Source organism: Microcoleus sp. bin38.metabat.b11b12b14.051 (genome assembly GCF_013299165.1).
GTDB lineage: Bacteria > Cyanobacteriota > Cyanobacteriia > Cyanobacteriales > Microcoleaceae > Microcoleus.
This window is the reverse complement of the sequence record NZ_JAAFKD010000006.1, coordinates 63,472-87,638: the sequence shown is the minus strand read 5'-3', so window position 1 is coordinate 87,638 and position 24,167 is coordinate 63,472. Positions and strand designations below refer to the sequence as shown.

Below are 24,167 nucleotides of genomic sequence, written 5' to 3'. Positions count from 1 at the left end.
CACTATTTATGCAGATTATCATCATCACTGCCGCCGATGCAAATTACTTTGAACTGGTGCGAGGCACTATTTTATCGGTGCGGGAAAAATCAGAGGGTGCAAATGTGGCGATCGGCTTTTTCGATCTCGGCTGCACTACGGAACAATTACAGTGGCTAGAAACACAAGTTAATTTCATTCAAAAACCCGATTGGGAGTTTGATTTTCCCGGTCAAAATGAAGCGCCTCACTATCTCAAAGGACTTTTAGCTCGTCCGTTTCTGCGCCGTTACTTCCCCAATTTCGACATCTACCTGTGGATAGATGCCGATGCTTGGGTGCAAGATTGGCAAGCCGTAAAATTATTCGTAAAAGGCGCGGCAAAACGAGGTTTAGCCGTGGTGCCAGAATTGGACAGAGGCTATTATTTAGCTTATGGCAAATTGCCTTGGTACTGGGAATTTGTTTTTCGCGACTATCAAGCAGCTTTTGGTGAGGAAGTGGCAAAACAGTTGCACAGCTACCCAACTATTAATGCAGGTATTTTCGCGCTGCACAAAGACGCGCCACACTGGGAACTTTGGGCGGTATATCTGGAAGAGGCATTGCAGCGGCACGTTTCTTTGATGACTGACCAAATAGCTTTAAATCGGTTGGTTTACGGCACTGAAATGTTCGATCGCACAGAGATGCTGCCGGCTGGCTGTAACTGGAGCTGCAACTTCGGTTTGCCCGTCTGGGACAAGCAGCAAGCGTGTTTTGTGGAGCCATATTTGCCGCACGGGGCGATCGGCATTCTGCACATGACCGGCCACAAGCACGACTTAGTAAAATTAGCAACAACCGACGGCAATCAAGTAGAAATTAGTCTCCGCTACCAACCAATCCAACGTCCAGTATCTCCACAATTAACAACAGTACAACAACAATCTAAAATCACAAACAATACTTTGTTACCCGCCGGAGACTATGTGTCGCCAGGATTAAAAATTATCCTCCCGGATGCGTACTTTCCCAACATGATTGTTGGCGACACTAATACTTGTCCGTGGCCTTACCTGCGCCGAGAGATTCCGCACAATTGGTATGTCGATAGCCGTGCTAGTTCAGTCGGATTTCTCAGCCGCGACGAAGCACATATCCTTTATAATACAGCCCTGAAATTTACAGGTAAAAAAGCCTTAGAAATTGGCTGCTGGTTGGGTTGGTCGGCCTGTCATTTAGCCCTCGCCGGAGTAGAGTTAGATGTCGTCGATCCGCTATTAGAAACCGAGAATATTAGACAGAGCGTCATCGATTCAATTCAATGCGCTCTCAATGCCTCTGGCGTGCAGACTACCGTGACGTTGGTACCCGGCTACAGCCCCCAAAGAGTAGAGCAATTAGCAAAGGAATTTAACCGCAAATGGTCGTTAATTTTTATTGACGGAGAACACGAAGGTGATGGGCCGTTAAATGATGCGATCGCCTGCGAAAAATTAGCTGAAGAAGATGCAATAATTTTATTTCATGATTTAGCAGCTCCCGCTGTAGCGAAGGGTTTGGATCACTTAAAACAACAGGGATGGCAAACAATTGTATATCAAACCATGCAAATTATGGGTGCTGCTTGGCGGGGCAATATCGAGCCTGTCAAACATCAACCAGATCCCAATATTTCTTGGCAGTTACCAGCACATTTGCACGGTTATTCAGTCAGCGGTATTTCAGTTATGCCACAACTGAATTTACCCTTGCTACCACCGCAAAATTTGCCAAAAATTCTTGAACGCAGCAAATCGTCAGCACAAAATTCTCCTGCGAACTTTAAAAATATCTTGTCTATTGTCCGCCCCTACACGCTGCTGAGCGAATCGAGACTGTTTTCTCTGTATTGTTTGGCAAAGCAAATATGCGTGGAAGATTTGCCGGGAAATTTTGTAGAATGCGGAACTTGCAAAGGCGGTTCAGCGGCGTTAATCGCATTTGTAATTAAACATTACAGCCGCCGTCCGAGATTGCTGTATGCTTTTGATACGTTTGAAGGAATGCCCGCACCTACGGAGATTGATCGCCATCAGGGAATACCTGCAAATCTCACTAATTTTGGCGAAGGAACTCTCAAAGCTGATATTACTGAAAATTTGGACAAAATCTGTGAGTTACTGCAAGTTAAAGATATTGTAGTACCAGTTAAGGGATTATTTGCCGAGACTTTACCCAAATACAAATCGGCAATCGGAAGTATTGCGTTTCTGCACGCTGATGGAGATTGGTACGAGTCCACAATGGATATATTTAATACGCTTTATGACAGCGTGATTGCTAACGGTTTGATTCAGGTGGATGATTACGGGCACTGGGAGGGCTGCAAGCAAGCAGTACACGATTTTGAGAAGATGAAAGGCGAGTCATTTTCTCTGAATACCATTGATGAAACAGGAGTCTGGTTTAAAAAGTTGAAATAATATCAAGTCCCGCAGGCTCGTAGTGAAGACTTCAGTCCTTCTTCAGGCTCGTAGTGAAGACTTCAGTCCTTCTTCAGGCTCGTAGTGAGGACTTCAGTCCTTCTTCAGGCTCGTAGTGAAGACTTCAGTCCTTCTTCAGGCTCGTAGTGAAGACTTCAGTCCTTCTTCAGGCTCGTAGTGAAGACTTCAGTCCTTCTTCAGGCTCGTAGTGAGGACTTCAGTCCTTCTTCAGGCTCGTAGTGAGGACTTCAGTCCTTCTTCAGGCTCGTAGTGAGGACTTCAGTCCTTCTTCAGGCTCGTAGTGAGGACTTCAGTCCTTCTTCAGGCTTATTATCTAAACCTGATGAATAATATCATGTTAGGTCGATTGACCGCAATAACTAATACCAGTTTGACAAAAAATTGCTACACAATAAATTTTATGTTCGTTTATAATACCATTGCGATCGGGTGCGGAGCTGTTAAATTGTCGATAGGTAGCTAGGAATTATTCGTGGCGGCACACCCTACCATCACTGTTGCATTATTTTTTCACACTTGGTATCAGGATCTGTGCGGACTTTGGTTTTATACCTGAGAGCGGACTGAAGTCCGTACTACGAACTGTTTTTGTTAGATTAATCTGTGAGAGCGGACTGAAGTCCGTACTACGAACTGTTTTTGTTAGATTAATCTGTGAGAGCGGACTGAAGTCCGTACTACGAAATGTTTTTGTTAGATTAATCTGTGAGAGCGGACTGAAGTCCGTACTACGAAATGTTTTTGTTAGATTAATCTGTGAGAGCGGACTGAAGTCCGTACTACGAAATGTTTTTGTTAGATTAATCTGTGAGAGCGGACTGAAGTCCGTACTACGAAATGTTTTTGTTAGATTAATCTGTGAGAGCGGACTGAAGTCCGTACTACGAAATGTTTTTGTTAGATTAATCTGTGAGAGCGGACTGAAGTCCGTACTACGAAATGTTTTTGTTAGATTAATCTGTGAGACTTGAGATAACATCAAGAAAGCGCTTAACCTGTTTTTCCCAAGTCCAATCTAACATAAAATTCACCGCAGCTAAACCTCGACGTTTGGCTGTTTTGCGATGATTATAAACTTGTTCCAAAGCCTCGACAACTTCTACAACGTCAGACTCTCCCCAACCTTCTGCCTGGTAACGCAAATCTTGAGGCTCTGCCTCGTTTTACTTGACAGTATTTTTTAACCATCGTCCGATATACAAAAATGACTTAGGCAGGAAAACTATATACCGATGCGCCAATGAATTGAAGATTAGCAAGATTACAACTTTTCACCAAATTTTCACTTCTCCTTGCAATGATGAATATCAAGCAAAGCAAATTTCATTATTGAAGAGAGAATTTTTGATGACAGCTAATCAGTCTCGGATTTACGGTTCTCGCGCGGTTGGCTATGGAGCATCGGTACTACTTAGTTTGATGTTGTCGGCATCTACTGCGATCGCCCACGTTGGACATGACAATGAATTTAAGGGCGACGGTAGTAAAGTAACACAACCGCTGACTGTGAATGCGGAAACAGCCACAGCATTGGGCATTAAAACAGAAGCACTCGCTGCAAGTGCTGATGCAGCCAAGTTGGCCGTTCCGAACAGCAGTATTGTTGATGCAGATGGACAAAAGCTGGTATATGTGCAAGAGGGAACCAGCTACAAACCTATTGTGATTCAGACGGGGACAACTCAGGGAGACAAAATAGAAGTCACAGAAGGCAACCTAGCACCCGGTGTGATGCTGGTGACGCAAGGTGCAACATTGTTGTATTCACAGGCATTGCGGGGTGGTACAACGACTAGCCCCACACCTGCATCCGCAGTAGCTTCTGGCACATCAGCCAACGTCACATCAGAATCCACACCAGCTTCTGGAATCTCTCCTCTACTGTGGGTGGGAATTCCGGCTGGGTTCGGCGTTGTGGGTGTGATTGCATTCTTGGGCTTGAATAAGTCGAGTGACTCTAATAAGTGAAGTCTAAGCTATTCGATCGCGGTATCTCTAAGCCCTTCGGAGATACCTAGAGCTTTCTATTAATTTTAAACCCAAATTTTATGCTGAACCTGATTCCAAAATGGGCGATCGCACAGCGATGGTTTGTGATTGCCGGTGCGATCGCGCTGACAATTTTTAGCATCCATAGCGTCAGTCAGATGCCCCTAGATGTATTGCCAAATTTTGCACCCCCCCAAGTAGAAGTTCAAACCGAAGCCCCTGGACTTGCGCCGGAAGCCGTCGAATCGCTGGTGACGCTGCCTTTAGAAAGTGCTGTGAATGGTGCGCCGGGAGTGCAGGTAGTGCGATCGTCCTCTGCTGTTGGGATTTCTGTCCTGCGGGTTGTATTCAAGTGGGGTACAGATCCACAAACGGCACGAGAAGTTGTATCAGAACGACTTCAGGAAGCTCAGAGTAAGCTACCTGAAGGAGTTGGAACTCCTCAAATATCGCCGTTATCACCACCGATTGGAACCGTGATTCAGTATGCTTTCACATCAGAAAAAACCTCGCTGATGGATGTTCGCAGTCTAGTCGATGGTGTGATTAGTAATCGCTTGATGTCTGTTCCTGGCGTGTCTCAGGTGTTGGTTTATGGTGGCGATGTCCGTCAGTTTCAAGTGATCGCCAATCCCGAAAAGCTCAAAGCATTGAAAATCTCACTTCAGGATGTGGTAGTGGCTGCAACTGAAGCAAATGCAAAGACTTCGGGCGGATTGCTGATTTCACCGGATCAGGAATTGGTGGTGCGCGGAGAAGGACAAATTCAGAAGATTGAAGATCTGCAAAAGGCTGTGGTGGCAATTCGCGACGGGAAACCGATTCAACTGCAAAATGTGGCAGAGGTGAAGATCGGGCCAGCTCTTCAGCGGGGCGATGCGAGTTGGAATGGAAAACGCACGATCGTAGTGATGGTGAATAAACAGCCGTTGGTGGATAGTCCCACTGTAACCCGCGCCATCATGCGAACAATGGATGAATTGCAAGCTAGTTTCCCCAAAGATGTCAAAGCAACGGTGACTTTCCGTCAAGATGCCTATATCAATGCGTCTGTGGATAATGTACGCTCGGCATTGATTGAAGGCAGTGTGATAGTCGCGATTATTCTGATTCCATTTTTGATGAATTGGCGAACACTAACTGTCTGCCTTTTAGACTTCTTTTTGACTTTGCTGTTTTCGCTGCTAATCTGTAATTTGATTGGCTTAGAACTCAATACGATGGTGTTAGGTGGTCTGGCAGTTGCCATTGGTACTGCGGTTGACGATGCCATTGTTTACTGTGAGAATACTTATCGCCGTTTGCAAGAAAATCATCTTTCTGAAAATCCTAAACCTGTGATGCAGGTGATTTTTGAAGGCGGTCAGGAAGTTCGAGAGTCCCTGATTGGCGCAATGTTAATCGGTATTATTGTGTTCTCGCCAATTTTTACATTGTCAGGGGTGGAAGGGCGAATTTTCACGCCGATGGGAATTGCGTATTTGGTTGTGGTCATTGTTTCTAGTTTGGAATCGATGCTGATTTCGCCTGCGTTGTGTGCGGTGTTGTTGCCCCACAGTCGCATAAAAACTAGCGAATCTTTTGTCGCGGAGTTATCAAAGCGAATTTACCGACCTGTGCTTGAGTTGGCGATGCGACAATCTACGATAATTATGGGAGTTACGATCGCAGCTATCGTCGCGGCGATGGTTGTTGTACCTACCCTAGGACGGAATTTCTTACCGACTTTTCAGGAAAAATCTTTGATGAATGCGATCGCGCTTTATCCCGGTTCTTCCTTGGAATCCACGAATCGCATTGGAGTGGCAATTCAAAATGCGCTCAAGGCTGATCCGCGATTTGAATCAGTGCAACTTCGCGCCGGACGAGCTCCGGGCGATCCTGATGCTGCTTCAGTGAACTTGGCGCACTTAGATGTCGAATTGAGTGAGGAGGCGATGAAAAATCGTCCTGCTACAATTCAGGCATTGCGACAAATTATGGGACAGTTTCCAGGCGTTGTGACTAATATTGGGGGATTTATTTCTCACCGCATGGATGAAGTTTTATCTGGGGTGCGAAGTGCGATCGCGATTAAAGTCTTCGGGCCCGATCTTCAGGAATTACGGCGCATTGGAGAACAGGTTGAAACCTCAATCAAAGATGTCAAGGGACTGGTGGATTTGCAACTAGAGCCTCAAATTCCAATTCGTCAGGTGCAGATTCAATTCGATCGCGATGCTGCTTTAAAGTACGGGCTGACACTAACGCAGGTCTCAAATTTCGCTGAAACAGCATTAAATGGTCGCATTGTCTCTCAAGTGTCGGACGGACAACAGTTAGTGGATCTGATGGTTTGGGTAACTAAATCGGCACGGAACAATTTAGATGCCATTCGCGCCCTGCCCGTTACTACTCCAACTGGACAACAAGTGCCGTTCTCGCAGTTAGCCAAGATTGACTACGGCAGAGGGCCGAATACGATTAACCGAGAGAATGTCTCACGGCTGATTGTGGTTTCTGCTAACGTTGACAGTCGTGATGTTGGCTCGGTTGTCGGTGATATTCGCGATCGCGTCGGTAAAGCTGTCCAACTCCCTCAAGGATATTCGATCGAGTATGGCGGACAGTACAAGTCACAACAAGAATCAACTCGTAACTTTGTGATTGTTGGACTATTGGCGGTAGTTGCGATCTCAATTTTGATGTATTTCACTGTCAAGTCCGTTCCCGCTATGCTGATGATTATGGTCAATCTACCGCTAGCACTCGTCGGCGGTGTGATTGCAGTCTTACTCACCGGAGGAACGCTTTCTGTGCCCTCAATGGTTGGTTTTGTGACACTCTTCGGCGTGGCAACTCGCAATGGCTTGTTATTGGTGGATAACTACAACGTCAAGCTGCTTCAGGGAATGCCGATGTCTGAAGTTATTGTGGAAGGGGCGATGGAACGGTTGCTGGCAATTTTGATGACTGCCCTGACTTCGGCCTTGGGAGTGGTTCCTCTGGTGTTGGGAGGCGGTGCTGGGAAAGAATTGTTGCAGCCACTGGCGATCGTGGTTCTGGGTGGCTTGTTGACATCAACGGTGTTGACCCTGTTGGTACTGCCTGCATTGTATGCTCGATTTGGCAAGCTTCTCAAACCAAGACCAACCAAATTCTTTGACGATCAAGCATCTCTGTAGTCCTTTAGTATCGCAAATTAAATAACTTACAATTTTAATTGTTATTGTGGGGTGGGCGGCAGGGCTATTTCATTCTCGAAAAAATGAGGGTTTTGTAGGGGTAGTGCCCCCGTGCCTACCCCGCCCCACCGAAGAATTATCGTTCATTTCAGGCATCGGGGCAACCACGGGGGGATTGCCCCTACAAAGAATGAAATAGCCCTGGGTGGGCGGGACACCCCACAAATTTGTGTAAGTTATTAAATTTTCATTCCTTAGTATCAATCCTATGCGAATCTTATTGGTCGAAGACGAACCAGATTTAGGAGCACTCTTGCAACGAACCCTCAGTCGCGAGAAATATTTGGTGGACTGGGTGCAGGATGGCTTAGTCGCTTGGGACTATTTGGAACTGCAATGGGCAGAATACTCGGTTGCTGTCTTGGACTGGTTGCTGCCAGGTCTTTCTGGCATCGAACTCTGTCAGCGGTTGCGTCAGAAGCATTGTGCGTTACCTGTGTTGATGTTGACTGCTAAAGATCAAATGGAGGATCTGGTGCTGGGGTTGGATGCAGGGGCAGATGATTATCTTGTAAAGCCCTTTGTTAAAACAGAACTGCTGGCAAGGCTGCGCGCACTTCAGCGTCGATCGCCCTCTTTGCAACCCCAACAGATCCAGGTTGGGCGACTGGTGCTTGACTACGCAAGTTCCGGTATCGCTACGTTGAACAATTCAGGGCAACCTCAATCCATTCCACTCACCGCCAACGAGTTTCGGTTGCTGGAATATCTGATGAAACACCCCAATCAAACTCTCAGCCGCGATCGGCTTCTTACCCAACTCTGGGAAACGGATGCCGAACCCATCAGCAATGTTGTTTCTGCTAGAATTCGCCTCTTGCGTCGAAAGCTGGCAGACTGTGGCTGTGCAGCGATGATTGAAACTGTGCATGGATTTGGCTATCGGCTAGTTGGTTAAATTGACATCCACCCCGTCCTGAAGGAGCGGGGATTCCCAATCATCACTGATCAGGTTTCTGCTTCAAGGCACCAGCCCTCCGAGACTTGCTCTCTTCAGGTCTTACGGTTGCTCCACAGACTGACACGGCTAGCCCAGCCGCCAAAATGTTATTTGCAGCGTTGATATCTCGGTCATGGTTGACCCCACATTTAGGACATTCCCAGTCGCGAATATTCAACGGCAATTTATCGACAATATGCCCGCAGTTTCCACAGCGCTTAGAACTAGGAAACCAGCGGTCTATTTTAATCAGTTCTCGGCCATACCACTGGCATTTATACGCAAGTTGACGAATTAGTTCGCCCCAACTAGCATCGCTAATAGCAAGAGCTAACTTATGGTTTTTCACCATATTCTTAATGGCCAAATCCTCAACTACAATCGTTTGGTTTTCACGAGTTAATTGAGTCGTCAGCTTATGTAAAAAATCTTGACGCGCATCGGTTATCTGTGCGTGGATTTTAGCCACTTGCACCCGCGCTTTTTGCCTGTTGTTGCTTCCCGAATGCTTGCGAGCTAATGCTTTCTGTTTCTTTTTTAACTTTTTGCGAAGCTTTTTAAAATGCTGAGGATTGGCAATTTTGTCGCCATCGCTAGTAGCAATCAGGCTGGTTATTCCTACATCCAAACCGATAGATTTTTCTATTCTAGGAAGTGGTTTAATTGTGTAGTCGTCTACAAGTATAGAGACGAACCAGCGTCCAGCAGGCGTCAGTCTAACCGTAATAGTAGACGGAACGCACCCTAATGGAACTTGCTTGCTCCAACGAATAGGTAATGACGTAGTGCATTTAGCTAAAAATACCTGCCCATCTTTCCAACGGAAAGCCGATTTACTAAATTCAGCACTACCGCCATTATGCTTTTTCTTGAAATTAGGATACTTAGCTCTCCCTGCGAAAAAATTTGTAAACGCTGTTTGAAGGTGTCTAAGTCCTTGTTGAAGCGGTACACAACTAACTTCGTTCAAGAAATCAAGATCTTCCTCTTTCTTCCAATTCGTCAGCATGGAAGAAGTTTGAGCATAGCCAACCTTCTCTTGACGCTCGTACCAGGCGATTGTGCGAGCAGCCAAAGCCTTATTGTACACTAACCGCGCACAACCCATTGTCCGTCGCAAGAGTTTTTCTTGCTCGGCGGTGGGATAGAAACGGTAGCGGTAGGCTTTTTTCATCCTCACACTTTAGCACGTCTTCTGTGATAATGGTGAATCTTGTGTTGGTGTTTTTGTAAAGCCGTCCTAAAAGGACGGGGTTTATACCCATTTCTCTGATGAAGCACGATCCTATATTTGTCCGCACTCAATGGCGATTGACTGGTTGGTATGCGTTGGCGATCGGCTTGTTATTGAGTCTGTGTGGTTTTGGGTTATATCAGGCTGTACTACACACGCAGCAATATATTCTGCGCCAAAAGCTAGAATCATTAGCCGGAACGCTACACGATTCTATTGAACCAATACTGGATCAGCCTGGGAAACTAAATTCTCAAGTCACTATGATATTGCCGGGGTTATGTTTTCCTGGCGAAGTATGCCAGACTTTAACAAAGTCAATCGAAAATGCCTCTGGACGACACATCGCAGGCGTTTTTCAGCAGCAAGGCTACTACGTTCGTTTTGTCGATCGCTCAAATCAAGTGATTGCCACGATCGGGCAACAACCAATATTTTCTGGTTCTCTAGTAGCTTCAAAATATTGGCAACAATTATCTGGCGTTAAGGACGATTCTAACTTCTATCAAATCTCTATGCCCCTAAGAACGCGGTCAAATATTCCCTGGGGCTATGTACAGGTTGGGCGATCGCTAAAAGAGTGGAATGCCTATCTATATCTGCTGCGGTTAGTGCTGCTGTTGGGAGTCCCATTTGCCATTTTTTTAGTTACTGGTGCAAGCTGGTGGCTGGCTGGACTTGCCATGCGTCCGATCGATCGATCTTATCGTCAAATGCAGCAGTTCACCTCCGATGCTGCCCATGAGTTGCGAACGCCGCTCACTGTTCTGTATAGTGCGTTAGAAGAAACAAAACTTGCTGAAGAACTGCCGGAAATCCATCAGAATTTAGACATTATGGAGCGACAAATAGGGCGGTTGTCGCAGCTTGTGAAAGATTTACTTCTAATTTGCCGACTGGAACAACGTCCGTCTCTGCAACTCAATCCTTGCAATCTGAGCGATGTTCTCACAGATTTGGTAGAAGAACTCGAAGGAATGTCTGTCAACGCATCGGTGACATTGAAATTAGACTTACGGACTCAAGCGCCAATCGTCATTTTGGGAGACTCAGCCCAACTTTATCGTATGGTTTCTAATCTGATTACCAATGCGATTCACTACACGCCTATGGGAGGAACTGTTTTGGCAATTCTCGATCGCACTCCCGATGAAGCTCTGATTCACATTCAAGACACTGGTATTGGAATTCCTTCAGAAGAGCAAAGCCACATTTTCGATCGCTTTTATCGGGTGCAGAGCGATCGGGCGCGTACCACAGGTGGATCGGGTTTAGGTTTGGCAATTGCTCAGGCGATCGCTCAGACTCATCAAGGTAGGATCGTTGTTCAAAGTGAACTGACAAAAGGCAGTGTCTTTACTGTTCGTTTGCCCCTGATTTACACACGCTGAAGTGATAGCTCATTTTATTAGGATTGATCATAATTATTATCATATCCGCTCAATAAATTCGGGGAATCATTCACTGATGAGCCTCAAATATAGCAACCGCCAAGGCGGTTAGGACATAAATAACTTCATGGATAGAGCCGATACCCTTACGGAATCAATGGTTTGATGCCCGTTATGCAACTGTCAACTGTCAACTGTCAACTGTCAACTGCTATATTGCAAAATCGTTCCCAACACGGTAGTCTACTGAAACCACCGAATCTTTCTTTACTTTAGGCGCGTTTGAAAAAGCCCAATCTGATCGAGGGCTTTTCAACCCAGATTTACTATCACATTTAAAAAACGCTTAACCTGTTTTTCCCAAGTCCAATCCAGCATAAAATTCGCCCCAGCTAAACCTCGACGTTTGGCTGCTTCGCGATTATGATAAATTTGCTCCAAAGCTTCGACAACTTCTGCAACTTCAGACTCTCCCCAACCTTCGACGCCGGGAAAATGAGGAGTTGGTTTCACTCGTCCCTGATGCGATAAAGGATAGCAAATGTTGCTGTAAATTAAGTCTAAATGTCCGGTATTTGCTGATAAAATAGTCGGAATTCCGCAGGCCATACTTTCCATTGCGACTAAGTTAGTGCCGCCTTCGCAGCGGTTGGTGAAAACAGCGCAGTCGGCTTCTCGCAAAATTTGTCCGGCGAGGTGATTGGGAATTAAGCCAATATCGATAAAAGAGTCAGCCGGTAAACCGTTAGCCACCAACCATTGGGAAATTCCTAAACTTCCGTCGCGGTTAATATTAGGAAGTCCGACAACGTTTCCTATTTGTTCAATTCCGAGCATATACTGTGGCCAAAAGTTGTGCCAAGTTGTTAGTAATAATGCTTCAGGATGTTTTTTCTGAAAGCGTTTGAATGCGGCGATTACAATGTCTTGGCCTTTGCGATATTCGAGTTTGCCGCCGGAGAAGATGACGAAGCGATCGCCAAATAAGTTAGATTTAGGTGCAGGATGGAAGATTGCGGGGTCAATTCCTTGATTTACCATCGCTACGTTAGTCAAGCCGCGGCTTCTCAAAACATCCGCATTCCAGTGGGAGCCGGCGACTATGGCGCGATATTTTTTGGCTGTTTCTAGGGCGGCGGTGGTGATGCGCGTGTCTTCAAAAAAGATGACTCCGACTTGACAAGCGCTGGTAATTTGATTCTCAACTCCCGAGGATGCTAAATTATTCCCTAAAGCGTAAAGTACGGGAAAGTTGCAGGTAATCTGTTTGTCAGAATTCGCGGTTACTAATTGCTGAAATTGTTTCTGCTTTTCTACTACAGGTAATAACAGCGATTTGTGCAGCGGATTGATGGATTCTGAGCTGATGGATGGGGGTGCTAAAAGTGCAACTTCCCAGGCGGGATTTCGCAGCAGTTGCAGTGTTAAATTCATGCCGTAAATTCCCCAGCCGCTGGTGATGCTGACTGGCCAACTAATGCCGATTCCGGTTATTTGTGGCGGGGTTTCTGGGGGGGGAAGTTGAGGGGGAGCCTCTGGATTTGGGTTGCTAGACACAACCTGGGAAGGGGTAGTTAGTTGTTCTAGGGCTGCTTTGATACGATCGCCCACGCCATCCCAATCACCCGGTTTTTGCTGCCTGAAGAGGCGCGCAGCGGGATACCAGGGGCTATTTTCGCCCTCCAACATCCAGCGCCAATCGGGGACGAAAGATAGTAAAATCCACACCGGTTTACCCAACGCACCAGCCAAATGAGCAATAGAAGTATCTACGCAAATTACTAAATCGAGTTGCGAAACAATCGCGGCGGTGTCAGCAAAATCGATGCAATGTTCGCTCACATCTCTAATTTGCGGTTGTTGCTTTAATAAAGCGCGATCGCCCGCCGACAAATCTTTCTGAAGGCTGTAAACGCTCACTCCCGGAATATCTAAAAATTTCACAAAATCGCTGAATTGGCACGATCGCTCGTGATTCTTGCGGTGCAGCGCGCCGCCCGCCCAGACAATGCCGACTTTGAGGCGATCGTTCGATTCTAGAGTTACTTTCGCCAGCGGCGGCGCAGTTAAATAAGGAATATTTGCAGGTATATTTTCTAAAGTTGTTGCCAAAATTCGCGGCAAACTTAACAGCGGTGCTTGCACGTCAAAATCCACGCACTCGCTGGGGCGCACTACGATGCGATCGACTCCGGCTATACCTTCAAACAAAGGCTTCAGCAAGACATGACAAGCCACAATCACTGTGCCCCCTTTTTGCTTGACTAAAGGCGCGTAGCGGACAAACTGTATTGTATCGCCCAAACCTTGTTCTGGGTGCAGCAAAATTGTTTTTCCCTGTAAATCTGAACCATCCCAAAGCGGTTGCGCGAAATATCTCGGCTCCAATTCTTGAGTTTTCCAGCGCGATTCGTACTCCACAAAACCCTGTTGAAAGTTGCCCGTTAACAGCAAAGCTAAGGCTAATCTGAGGTGCGCTTCTGGTAATTCTGGGCATAGTTGAATTGCTTTATTGTAGCAGTCGATCGCCTCGGCAAATCTTCCTTGTTCTTCGAGGGCGGCACCTAAATACAAATTCGTTTCGCCCAAATTGGGATTTGTTGCTAGCGCTTGTTGGTAGTGCAAAATTGCCTCGGCTATTTGCCCGTTTTCCTGTTGGAAATAACCTAAATAACTGTGGGCTTCTGCGTGGCTGGGCGAGGCGGCGATTACTTGTTGGTAGCGGGCGGCTGCTTCGGCTTTGTTACCTTTTTTTCGCAAGGCATTTGCGATGTGAAACTCTATCTCAATTGCTGTAAGGTTGTTGGGAGCGATCGCGCTGGGCGGTTGTAGCCCTTGACTGGCAAAAAATGAGGTTGTTGATTCTTGCAAGGCAGTTTTTAGACGATCGCACACTTCATCCCAATCACCCGGTTTTTCCTGGCGAAACAGCCGCGCCGTGGGATACCAGGGGCTGTCTGAGCGCTGCAACATCCACCGCCAATCTGGCATAAAGCAGAGCAAAATCCATACGGGTTTACCCAAAGCACCCGCCAAATGGGCGATCGCGGTATCGGCACAAATGACTAAATCTAGTTGCGAGATCAGGGCTGCGGTATCGGCAAAATCGTTCAACTTGTCGCTCAAATCTATGACAGAAGTTTGAGTTAACAAAGTACGATCGAGCGCCGACACTTGTTTCTGAAGGCTGTAAAAAGTTACGCCGGGAATGTCTAACAATTTCAGAAAATAGCTGAAATCGAGCGATCGCTGAAAATCCTTCAAATGTTCCGAACTTCCCGCCCACACAATCCCTACTTTGAAAGTTTGAGGCGAATTAAGCGACAAATTCCCGCCAGCAGGAGGCGTCAGATAAGGCACATTTGCCGGGATATTTTCTAAATTTGTTCCCAGAATGTGCGGCAAACTCATCAGCGGTGCTTGCACGTAGAAATCCGGCAATTCGTCCGCCCGCACCACCACCTGTGCGATGCCGGGAATCTGTTGGAATAAACGCTGCAATTCTTGATAGCAAGAAATGATGACTTTGCCACCTTTTTGCTGCACAATTGCTGCGTAGCGCACAAATTGAATGGCATCGCCCAAACCTTGTTCGCAGCGAAGCAAAATAGTTTGCCCGTTCAAATCTGAACCATCCCAAATCTGGCGATCGAAATTCAACCGCGGCAAGTTTTTTGCCTGTTCAGTTTGCCAGCGGCACTCGTATTCGGCAAAACCGCGCGGCAAGTCCCCAGCCAACAGCAAAATTAAGCTTAAATTGAAGCGAGCTTTAACACATTTTGGATCGATCTCTAAGGCTCGGTTGTAACAAAAAATAGCTTGGTTGGCGTCTCCTATTTGTTCGCAAGCGCTGCCTAAATTAGTGAGAGCTTCTACATAATTGGGATATAATGATATGGCTCGTTCAAAATTCTCAATAGCCTGTTCTATTTGACCTGTCTCCAAGCATAAAGTACCTAGCTGGTAGTAGGTTTTGGGATTGTTTGGTTCGGCGGCAATTGCGCGCTGGTAAAGCCGTTCTGCGTCTGCTGGCTGCGATTTTCCTTGCATCGCCACGCCCAAATTTAACAGCGCTGGCACGTAATTGGTATTGATGGAAAGTGCTTGCTGAAAATAGGCGATCGCACTTGAGAGCTCGCCGGAGTGCTGGAGTATGGCGCCGATGTTGTTGAGAGCTTTGACGTAAATTGGATTTAGGGCGATCGCCCTGTGAAAGCAAATTACAGCCTCGGCTGTATTCCCGCTATCTTGCAGCAAGATTCCCAGGTTATTTTGCGCTTGAGGGCAGTTCGGGTCGATTTCGATCGCGCGCTGATAATAAACAGCAGCTTCGGGTAAATCGCCTGTTTGGTGCAGCGTCACCGCTAAATTAGTAGCGCACTCGATCGAATCTGGCTGCAAAACCAAAGCATTCTTAAAATACGCGATCGCCTCGGCAAATTTTCCTTGCGATTTCAGCAGATTTCCGCGCTCAAACTGTTTCTTAGCTAGTTCCATATGAGACTCAGGGGCTGCGGGCGGTAAAGCTGTTTGATGCTGGCATATTTTTTCAGTCAGCGCCAACAAAACTCGTGCTAAAACAGGTTCCCAATCCCCCGCCTTTGGCTGGCGAAACAGCCGCGCCGTCGGATACCAAGGACTGTCTTCGCCCTCCAACATCCACCGCCAATCCGGCACAAAACACAGCACAACCCACACCGGTTTACCCAAAGCACCGGCCAAGTGCGCCACAGAAGTATCGACACTAATCACTAAATCTAGAGCCAAGATTGCCGCCGCAGTATCGGCCATGTCGCCCAAATGAGGGCTTAAATCTGCGATCGGCAGTTGCTCTAACAAAGCGCGATCGTCTGTGGTAAGTTCCTTTTGCAAACTGTAAAATTCGGCTCGGGGAATATCTAACAGTTTTGCCAACAACTTTAACGGTAAAGAGCGTACCTTATTTTGTGAATGTTTGGGATTTCCCGACCAAACAATTCCCACTTTAAATTGAGAATTTTTAGGCAAATAACATTTTAAATCCGGCGGCGGAGCTAAATAAGGAACTTTTGCCGGAATTGTTTCTAAACTTGTTTTCAGCAGATAGGGCAAACTCAATAGCTGCGCGCACACTTGAAAATCCGGTGCAGCTTCTGGACTAACGATTAACTCGTCAATTCCCGCAACTTGGGCAAACAATCGCTCCAAGTGCGGCAAACACCAAAAAATTACTCTACCGCCTTTTTGCTTGACTAAATCTACGTAACGGACAAACTGAATTGCATCGCCTAAGCCTTGTTCCGGGCAAATCAAAATTGCTTTTCCTGCTAAATCTTTGCCGTCCCAAAGTGGCTGATGAAACTTGTGGTGGGGAAACTGTTTTCGTTCCACCAGCAGCCGCCATTCGTATTCGGAAAAACCGCGCTGCAAGTCTCCCGCCAGCAGCAAAGCTAAACCTAAATTGAGGTGAGATTCGGGATTGGCGAGATTAAATTCAACTGCTTGGCTGTAGCCGGTGAGAGGAGCGGCAAATTCGCCACGATCGTGCAAAGCAGTTTCTAAACTGTTGAGACTATTAAGATCGCCCGGTTCGATCGCCTTTTCGGTGTTTGCGGTTTCCTCAACAGCTTTACCCAGATTGTCCCAAGCTTGGGGAAAATCGGGTTTCAGGCTCAAAGCTTCCTGGTAGCAGGCGATCGCATCGGCAATTTTCCCCTGTTTGTGCAGGACAATTGCCAGATGCCAGCGAGCGCCCGCATGAGTCGGGAACTTGTGAATTGCTTGCTGGAAAACGGCTACAGCCTCATCTAACTTGTCTTGCTGTTGCAGGGATTTTCCTAAAGCGATCGCAGATTCTACTAAATTCGGCTGCGACGCCAGAGCTCGATCGTACAATTCGATCGCGCGAGCAATTTTGCCCTGACGGATCGAGGCGTAGGCTAAGTTGTGCAAAGCGTGGAAATAATTTGGCTCGCGATCGATCGCTTGTTCGTAATTCGCGATCGCCAGCTCGTAATTCGCGATCGCTTCCACTTCCTGCCCTTGTTCCTCCTGCACAATTCCCAAATTAAAATAAGCCGCCGCGCAATGGGGATTGAGCTGAACCGCTTCCTGGTAATGCTTTATAGCCTCTGGCACATCCCCTTGCTCTTCCCGCAGCACGCCCAAATTCACCAGGGCTTCGGCGCAATTTGGGTTCAAAGACAGCGCCCGCTCGTATTGGGCGATCGCCCCTGCAATCTCCCCTGCTTCCGCCAAAGCGCTGCCCAAATTGCTCGCAGTTTCCGCCAACTGCCGATCGATGGCGAGAGCTTGACGGTAGTGCGCGATCGCCTCTGTCAACCGCCCGCCTTGCTGTTTGAGAACACCTAAATTGCTGTAAGCGGCGGCGTAATCCGGAGCGATCGCGATCGCCCGCTCGTAACATTCGATCGCACCGGCAAAGTCTCCCTGCTGCTGCAAATCCCGGCCCGAGCGAAACTCCGCATCCGCCGCCTCAGAAGGCGCAGGCGGTGCCGCAACCATGCTTCCCAGAGCCTGAGCCACCCGAGCGAAAACAGGTTCCCAATCGCCCCGCTGGTGCTGGCGGAACAGCCGCGCCGTCGGATACCAAGGACTGTCTGAGCGCTCCAACAACCACCGCCAATCCGGCGAAAACGCCAGCAAAATCCAGACAGGCTTGCCCAAAGCCCCCGCCAAATGGGCGACAGCCGTATCGACAGCAATCACCAAATCCAGTTGGGCGATCGCAGCAGCAGTATCCGCCAAATCGCCAAAATGCGGGCTCAAATCGACGATCGGCGTTCGATCCAACACAGCGCGATCGGCCTCAGAAACCTCTTTCTGCAAGCTGTAAAAAGTTACCCCCGCCACGTCCAAAAGCGGTAGAAACTGACTTAAACTACAAGATCGCTGCATATTTTTGCGGTGTTTGGGATTTCCCGCCCAGACAATCCCAACTTTCAAATTGCGATCGGGTAAAAGCGCAAATTCTGCACCAGCAGGTGGAGATAAATAAGCAGTAATTGCGGGGATTGTTTCGAGGGTAGTACCCATCGCGTAGGGCAAACTCAACATCGGCACTTGCACGTCAAATTCCGGCAGCGGCTCACCCCTAACAATCAGCAAATCAATTCCCTCAACCGTTGCAAACAAACGCTGCACTTGCGGGTAACAACCCACAATTACCCTACCGCCTTTCTGCTTCACCATCGCAGCGTAGCGCACAAACTGAATCGAATCGCCCAAACCTTGCTCAGCGTGCAGCAAAATAGTCTTTCCCTGCAAATTTGAACCATCCCACAGCGGCCGGTATTCTCTCACCGAAACTGCATTTTCCGGCCCCGTCAAAAAACAAGTATGCCCGGTTTGAAATTCTTTAATTTTCCAGCGCCACTCGTATTCGGCGAGACCATTTTCCAAATCTCCCGACAGCAGCAAAGCCAAGGACAAATTCAGGTGAGCGCTGGCATGATCTGGACTTAAACTAATCGCCCGCCTGTAACAGGCGATCGCATCTTCCAGCGCTCCTTTTTCCAGAAAAGTCCTGCCTAAATTGTTGATTGCTTCCACAAAATCCGGCAGCAACTCCAGAGCTTTGTGATAATATTCCAGCGCATCTTCTAAATTGCCCTGTTGTTGCAGCACTGTTGCCAGATTGTTGTATGCTTCCCAGCTATGCGGCTGAATTTCTAGCGCCCGCCGATACAGGTTAAGAGCTTCTAACAGCTCGCCCTTTTCTTGCAGCACCACCGCTAAATTAATCAGTGCCGGCACGAAATCCGGTTCCGCAACAAGAGCTTGTTCGTAATGGGCGATCGCCTCTTCGACTTGACCTTGTTCCTCAAAAATCTGTGCTAAGTTGTAAGCTGTTTGAGGAATATTTGGATCGAGCGCCAAAGCTTCTCGATAATGCGGGATAGCTGCCTCTAACTCGCCGTTTTCTTGTTTGAGAAAACCAAAATTAATCCGCGCTTGCACGCAATTTGGCTCCAGAGAGATGATTTGTTCGTAAACGGCGATCGCCTCTTGCTTGTCGCCAGTTTCCATTAAATATTCGGCTTGCCGCAATAAATTCTCTAACACCACGGAATTGGCGATCGCCGATGTGTCAACAAACGGCAATTTTTGGACTGCGGAGCCGTTAGCGGGCGCTTCCCCCGCTGTCAAAAATATTTGTTGACTCTCACTGGCGCCTGTCATTTCCAGCCCCGCCGCATCCACAGTCATTTCCAGCGGCAGATTTTGCCCTAAATCCTCGGAATCAGCAGCATTGGCGATCGCAAATAAACTCAAAGCCGCGTGTACTTCCTGAAACAACTCTTGCCAATTTTCCCGCTGATTTTGGCGAAACAGCCTTGCTGTTGGATACCAAGGATTGTCATCGCGCTCTAGCAGCCAGCGCCAGTCAGGAGCAAAAGACAGCAACACCCACACCGGTTTTCCCAAAGCACCCGCTAGGTGCGCCACAGAAGTATCGACACTAATCACTAAATCGAGTTGGGATATCGCCGAAGCCGTATCAGCAAAGTCGCTCAGGTGCGGGCTCAAATCCGGTACTAAATGCTGGTTGAGCAAAGTGCGATCGCTCTGCGACAAGTTTTTTTGTAAACTATAAAAAGCAATTCCCGGCACATCAAAAAACCGCACAAAATCCTGCAAATTGCAAGAGCGATCGCGATCTTTGCGCCGCTGCGGACTTCCCGCCCACACAATCCCCACCTTCAACTTTGCATCAGAAGCCAGCGCAAATTTACACTCAGCAGGCGGACTTAAATAAGGAACATTTGCCGGGATTGTGTCGAGAGTTGTCCCCAAAATTCGCGACAAACTCATCAGCGGAGCGTGAACATCAAATGCTGGCAAACCTTCTAAACTAACTGATAAATATTCAATCCCGCCCACAGTTGCAAACAACCGCATCAGTTCCGGATAGCAAGCCACCATAACTTTAGCACCTCGGCTGCACAGGAGCGGCGCGTAGCGAATAAACTGAATCGAATCGCCGAAGCCTTGCTCGACGTGGAGTAAAATAGTTTTAAAGTGCAAATCCGAACCATCCCAAAGCGGCTGTGGAAAATGTCTCGGTTGTAGTTGTGGAGTGCGCCACCGCCACTCGTACTCAGCAAAACCTCGCTGGTAATCTCCAAACAACAGCAAAGTCAAAGCTAATTCCAGGTGAGCGACGGCGTTATCTGGCTGCAATTCCAAGGCTCGACTGTGACACAAAAAAGCCTCTTGAAATTCTCCTACATCTACCAAAGCGTGTCCGAGGTTGTTAATAGCATCCACTAAGTCCGGCTTTAAGCTTAATGCTTGTCGGTAATGCGATATTGCTGCTTTTGTATTGCCTTGCTCGTGGTAGAATGCTCCCATATTGTTCTGAGCGTCGGCATTGTTTGGTTCTATTTCTAGAGCTTGCTGGTAGCAGTTGAAAGCTTCGGTTAATTTACCTTGCTGCTGCAAAACTGTCCCCAAGCCCAGCAGAGAAGATGTCAATTTAGGATTTATTTTTAAGACGTGCCTGTAACAGGCTTCTGCATCGTTTAATTGATTTTTTTCTGTAAATAATCTTGCTAAATTGTGCGCGGTTTCCAGCAAATTGGGGTCGAGAGCCAGCGCTGTTTGATAATATAAAATTGCCGAGTCAATTTCGCCAGAGTGCTGTTTGAGCCAGCCCAAATTATTGTATGCTAGCGAGGAATCCGGTTGAATTTTGATGACTTGCTCGTAACTAACGATCGCCCTTTGACTTTCGCCGACATCCATCAAAACATGAGCCTTGTTTAAATGTGCTTCAACAAAATCGGGGTTTTGGGCGATCGCGCGATCGTAAAATTCCAGCGCCGAGGCAATTTTTCCCTGCTGTCTCAGCGCTATTCCCAGCAAGCACAACACATTTGCTGATTCCGGCTGCGCTTCTACAATTTGCCGATACAAATTCTCAGCTTCTAACAAACGCCCCGCTTGGTGATGTTCCCAAGCTATTTTCAAAGAGTGTTCTACATCCAATTTGCAGGCAGTTTTTCGAGATTTTTTTTGAGAAGCCATAGTTGTCTGTGTTGTTTGGGAGTTCGCTAACTTGTAATTACCAACTTACTCTAATCCGTTAACTCTTCCTTCCTTCCTTCTTCCCTTTTTTTTTGCCCGAATACCGCAGCCGCAGCGAGCCTTCTTCCCTTCTTTCCTCAACATCCATTCGTTAATTCCGTTAAATCCAAATAAAGCGAATCCGTTACCTAAGCTGTTCTACATTTAAATTGTGTATGCAAAATAAATCAAACAATGAGTGGTATGGGCTTCTAGCCCGTACCGAATATGTAATTTAAATGCGCGACAGCCTAATTTATCTCTATCCATTAAATCCGTTACTTGCATCCGCTATTGAACTTCTACCCCAACCAACAAGCTGCTGGAAAAATCAAATATTCTAAGAAAAACAACTTCCAGATAAACTGATAAAAATCAGTAATTGCTTTTGAATCGTCCAAATCAACTTTAAAACTCCAAAACCACATCAAACCCAAAGCCGCCAAATGAGCCGCGACAAAAAACACTAAATTAACGCTAGACAACAGGACTGCTGCGGCTCCATTCGCGCCCAAATAGCAAACCGTCAGCACCCAGCGAGACAAATTAAAGACCGCAGGCTTGCCCAGCTCGATCGTAAACGTAGTAATATTGTATTGCTTGTCGCCCTCCATGTCGGGAATATCTTTAAAAATCGCGATCGCCACGGTAAACACCACCACAAACACCGTCAGCACCCAAACTTCCGGCGGTATCTCAAAAGACACACTATTTAAACTCCAGTCTGAAAAAATGCTTTTCGCCCTGGACAAACTCAACACCCAATTAAAGTGCAGAAATAGCCCGAGATTGACGATCGCCCCCCGCACCGTAAAAATGCACAGCGCCGCCCAAAAAGGAAAGCGTTTGAGCCGAATTGGCGGCAGAGAATAAGCAGTCCCAATCGCCAAACTCACGCCAACCGTAGCCAGCAAAAACGGGCCTTGGAATAGCGCAATCAAAACCGCTAAAATTCCCGTTGAGACTACAATCACCTCTCCAGTCTTGCGAGAAAAAGCTCCCGAGGCGATCGGCAAATACGGCTTATTTATTTTATCAATTTCCACATCTTCTAACTGGTTCAATCCCACAATATAAATATTGCCACAAATGCAAGCCAACCAAGCAAAAGCTAGGGGCAGAAATACCGGATTCACCAACAGCCGGTTGCTTTGGGCGATCGCGTACAAAGCCAGTACACTCAACGTAGTCCCCACAATCGTGTGCGGCCGAGAAAACTCCCAAAATGCCCGCACCCAGCTTTGCGGAGCCTCGCCATTTTCACGCTCAATCCAAGATTTGCCGATCGAATCGTTGCTCATAAATCACACAACTGCCACAAAAAATAACATTCTGTAAGGTGCACAACACCTTACACTTTCTCTCAACAATCGCCTAAAACCCTTGAGTTATCTCGTCTGTCGCCGAGTCTCGCTCCCCCTCGCATCCCCCATCGAAGACTTACTTTCAGAAAGTTTCCGGTTCCCCCCGGATCGTCGGGGGGTTAGGGGGGATTGGGGCTAACAGTCAAACAGTAGAGTCATAAGCTGTTGCGGCATTCAAATTGTATATCAAAAAACCATCAAAGTCTTGTGGGGTCGGCGTCCCGCCCGCCCTGAATATGCAATTTAAATGCGCGACAGCTTACTGCATTCGATCGCAAGTTGACAGCAATGCTTCGGAGCGCCTTAGCCTTAACTGAACCTTCAAAAATTCTCCGCTCCATCCCTAAGATTTTACAGCACAAATCAATCCGAAACGAATCAGTCCGCTCTCATATCCCCGACTCATCAATCCGAGAGCAAGTGCAGCTTGAACAGTCGTCCAACCGCTAGTTAGCAAACCCCAAATCGCGCTCGGAGTCAAAGCAGAATCGATCACCACATCCCAAAACGGAGCAACCGCCTTTGACCAATCCGCACTGCGAATACTTGTAAAAGGCAAACTGCGAACAATTTCCTCGTATTCCGGCAAAGAAATCACGTAAGGCAAAGCATAAACCCGGTAAATTTCTGCCAATTCCCTTCTCTCTGCATCAGTCAATTCTCCCTTCGTTTCTCCCAGCGGACGGTGACACCAAGTCGCCAAAATCAAAGTTCCTCCCGGCTTGAGCACGCGGCAACATTCCTGCAAAAACTTAATTTTGTCTGGCATATGTTCGCCGCTTTCGAGCGACCAAACCAAATCAAAAGACTCATCAGGAAAAGGCATATTCAAAGCATCTGCCACCAAAAAATTGACATTGCTTTCGAGTCCAGCACTTTGAGCGCGTTCCGTTGCTCTTTTTGCCTGTACCGGACTCAGAGTAATGCCCGTAGCTGTAACTCTCGGGATCGTCTTATCTTGTGTCGATCGACTCGAATCGATCTCGACCCCACCATCCGACTTTAAATTATTTGGCGCGATCGAGCTAAACTTTTGAGTCAAATACAGCGTGCTCCCCCCGATTCCGCAACCGACATCCAGAATGCGGTAAGGTTCCGTTCCTGCTGCAACAGACGTTACTCCAGCCTCGCCCAGCAGTTCTTCGATCAAATCAATCTGAGCTTGTCGCCGCTCTTTTTTCAGATTGCCATCCGGGCCGTAGAACCCGTGGTGCATATGTTCGCCCCACACCTGCTCCCACAAACCGCTAGAAGCGTCATATAGTTGCTGAATTTGCTGGTAAAGTGTTGATGTCATAGCCGGATCGCAAGTTATTAAAGGAATTCTACCGTTATTTCCCCAATGTTGTCATCGAAGTTTTGCGATTTTTGGCGATCGGCCTCAGGCACTCGCACTAGGACAGATGTCCTGATTTCAAGCCGGGCGATCGATTTGTGGGCTACCTCTCAAATCTCAAATCGATTTCTGGGTTCCCTTTCAAATCCCAAATCTCAAATTCTTCAATCTCAA

General features: G+C 47.3%; 10 protein-coding genes. 5 read left to right on the top strand and 5 right to left on the bottom strand.

Features of this window, described 5'->3' with window-relative positions; translation table 11 throughout:
- The first annotated feature begins 8 nt into the window (after nt 1–8).
- Nucleotides 9–2,426: a TylF/MycF/NovP-related O-methyltransferase gene (locus QZW47_RS09060; protein WP_293126274.1), complete on the top strand. Its 2,418-nt coding sequence runs from the start codon at nt 9–11 to the stop codon at nt 2,424–2,426.
- A gap of 974 nt (nt 2,427–3,400) precedes the next feature.
- On the opposite strand, the gene QZW47_RS09055 is transcribed toward QZW47_RS09060, so the two are convergent.
- Complete coding sequence (locus QZW47_RS09055; protein ID WP_293126272.1) at nt 3,401–3,589, bottom strand: hypothetical protein; 189 nt, start codon at nt 3,587–3,589, stop codon at nt 3,401–3,403.
- Nucleotides 3,590–3,794: 205 nt separating this feature from the next.
- Here QZW47_RS09055 and QZW47_RS09050 point away from each other — a divergent pair, with 205 nt between their 5' ends.
- The 3 genes from QZW47_RS09050 to rppA all read left to right on the top strand — a co-directional run bounded on the left by QZW47_RS09050 (nt 3,795) and on the right by rppA (nt 8,558).
- Entirely contained in the window at nt 3,795–4,415 is a 621-nt protein-coding gene (locus tag QZW47_RS09050) for a hypothetical protein (protein ID WP_293126270.1), read from the top strand.
- 80 nt (nt 4,416–4,495) lie between these two features.
- Nucleotides 4,496–7,600: an efflux RND transporter permease subunit gene (locus QZW47_RS09045; RefSeq protein WP_293126268.1), complete on the top strand. Its 3,105-nt coding sequence runs from the start codon at nt 4,496–4,498 to the stop codon at nt 7,598–7,600.
- A gap of 268 nt (nt 7,601–7,868) precedes the next feature.
- Nucleotides 7,869–8,558 (top strand): two-component system response regulator RppA, encoded by a 690-nt coding sequence (rppA, locus tag QZW47_RS09040; RefSeq protein WP_293126266.1) that lies wholly within the window; start codon nt 7,869–7,871, stop codon nt 8,556–8,558.
- A gap of 43 nt (nt 8,559–8,601) precedes the next feature.
- Here rppA and QZW47_RS09035 read toward each other — a convergent pair whose 3' ends face one another.
- Complete coding sequence (locus tag QZW47_RS09035; RefSeq protein ID WP_293126264.1) at nt 8,602–9,774, bottom strand: RNA-guided endonuclease TnpB family protein; 1,173 nt, start codon at nt 9,772–9,774, stop codon at nt 8,602–8,604.
- A 98-nt stretch (nt 9,775–9,872) separates the two neighbouring features.
- Between QZW47_RS09035 and rppB the strand changes: the two genes are divergently transcribed.
- Nucleotides 9,873–11,225, top strand: a complete 1,353-nt coding sequence (gene rppB / locus QZW47_RS09030) for a two-component system sensor histidine kinase RppB (RefSeq protein WP_293126262.1) — start codon at nt 9,873–9,875, stop codon at nt 11,223–11,225.
- 312 nt (nt 11,226–11,537) lie between these two features.
- Here the strand turns inward: rppB and QZW47_RS09025 are convergent, their stop codons facing one another.
- The 3 genes from QZW47_RS09025 to QZW47_RS09015 all read right to left on the bottom strand — a co-directional run bounded on the left by QZW47_RS09025 (nt 11,538) and on the right by QZW47_RS09015 (nt 23,954).
- On the bottom strand, nt 11,538–21,254 hold the full coding sequence (locus tag QZW47_RS09025; protein ID WP_293126260.1) for a tetratricopeptide repeat protein: 9,717 nt from the start codon (nt 21,252–21,254) through the stop codon (nt 11,538–11,540).
- Nucleotides 21,255–21,595: 341 nt separating this feature from the next.
- Nucleotides 21,596–22,594: a homogentisate phytyltransferase gene (locus QZW47_RS09020; protein WP_293126258.1), complete on the bottom strand. Its 999-nt coding sequence runs from the start codon at nt 22,592–22,594 to the stop codon at nt 21,596–21,598.
- A 406-nt stretch (nt 22,595–23,000) separates the two neighbouring features.
- On the bottom strand, nt 23,001–23,954 hold the full coding sequence (locus QZW47_RS09015; RefSeq protein WP_293126256.1) for a methyltransferase domain-containing protein: 954 nt from the start codon (nt 23,952–23,954) through the stop codon (nt 23,001–23,003).
- Nucleotides 23,955–24,167 lie beyond the last annotated feature (213 nt).

Coding starts and splice junctions, on each gene's coding strand:
- QZW47_RS09060 (WP_293126274.1), top strand. CDS start 9: ATGCAGATTATCATCATCACTGCCGCCGATGCAAATTACTTTGAACTG.
- QZW47_RS09050 (WP_293126270.1), top strand. CDS start 3,795: ATGACAGCTAATCAGTCTCGGATTTACGGTTCTCGCGCGGTTGGCTAT.
- QZW47_RS09045 (WP_293126268.1), top strand. CDS start 4,496: ATGCTGAACCTGATTCCAAAATGGGCGATCGCACAGCGATGGTTTGTG.
- rppA (WP_293126266.1), top strand. CDS start 7,869: ATGCGAATCTTATTGGTCGAAGACGAACCAGATTTAGGAGCACTCTTG.
- QZW47_RS09035 (WP_293126264.1), bottom strand. CDS start 9,774: ATGAAAAAAGCCTACCGCTACCGTTTCTATCCCACCGCCGAGCAAGAA.
- rppB (WP_293126262.1), top strand. CDS start 9,873: ATGAAGCACGATCCTATATTTGTCCGCACTCAATGGCGATTGACTGGT.
- QZW47_RS09025 (WP_293126260.1), bottom strand. CDS start 21,254: ATGGCTTCTCAAAAAAAATCTCGAAAAACTGCCTGCAAATTGGATGTA.
- QZW47_RS09020 (WP_293126258.1), bottom strand. CDS start 22,594: ATGAGCAACGATTCGATCGGCAAATCTTGGATTGAGCGTGAAAATGGC.
- QZW47_RS09015 (WP_293126256.1), bottom strand. CDS start 23,954: ATGACATCAACACTTTACCAGCAAATTCAGCAACTATATGACGCTTCT.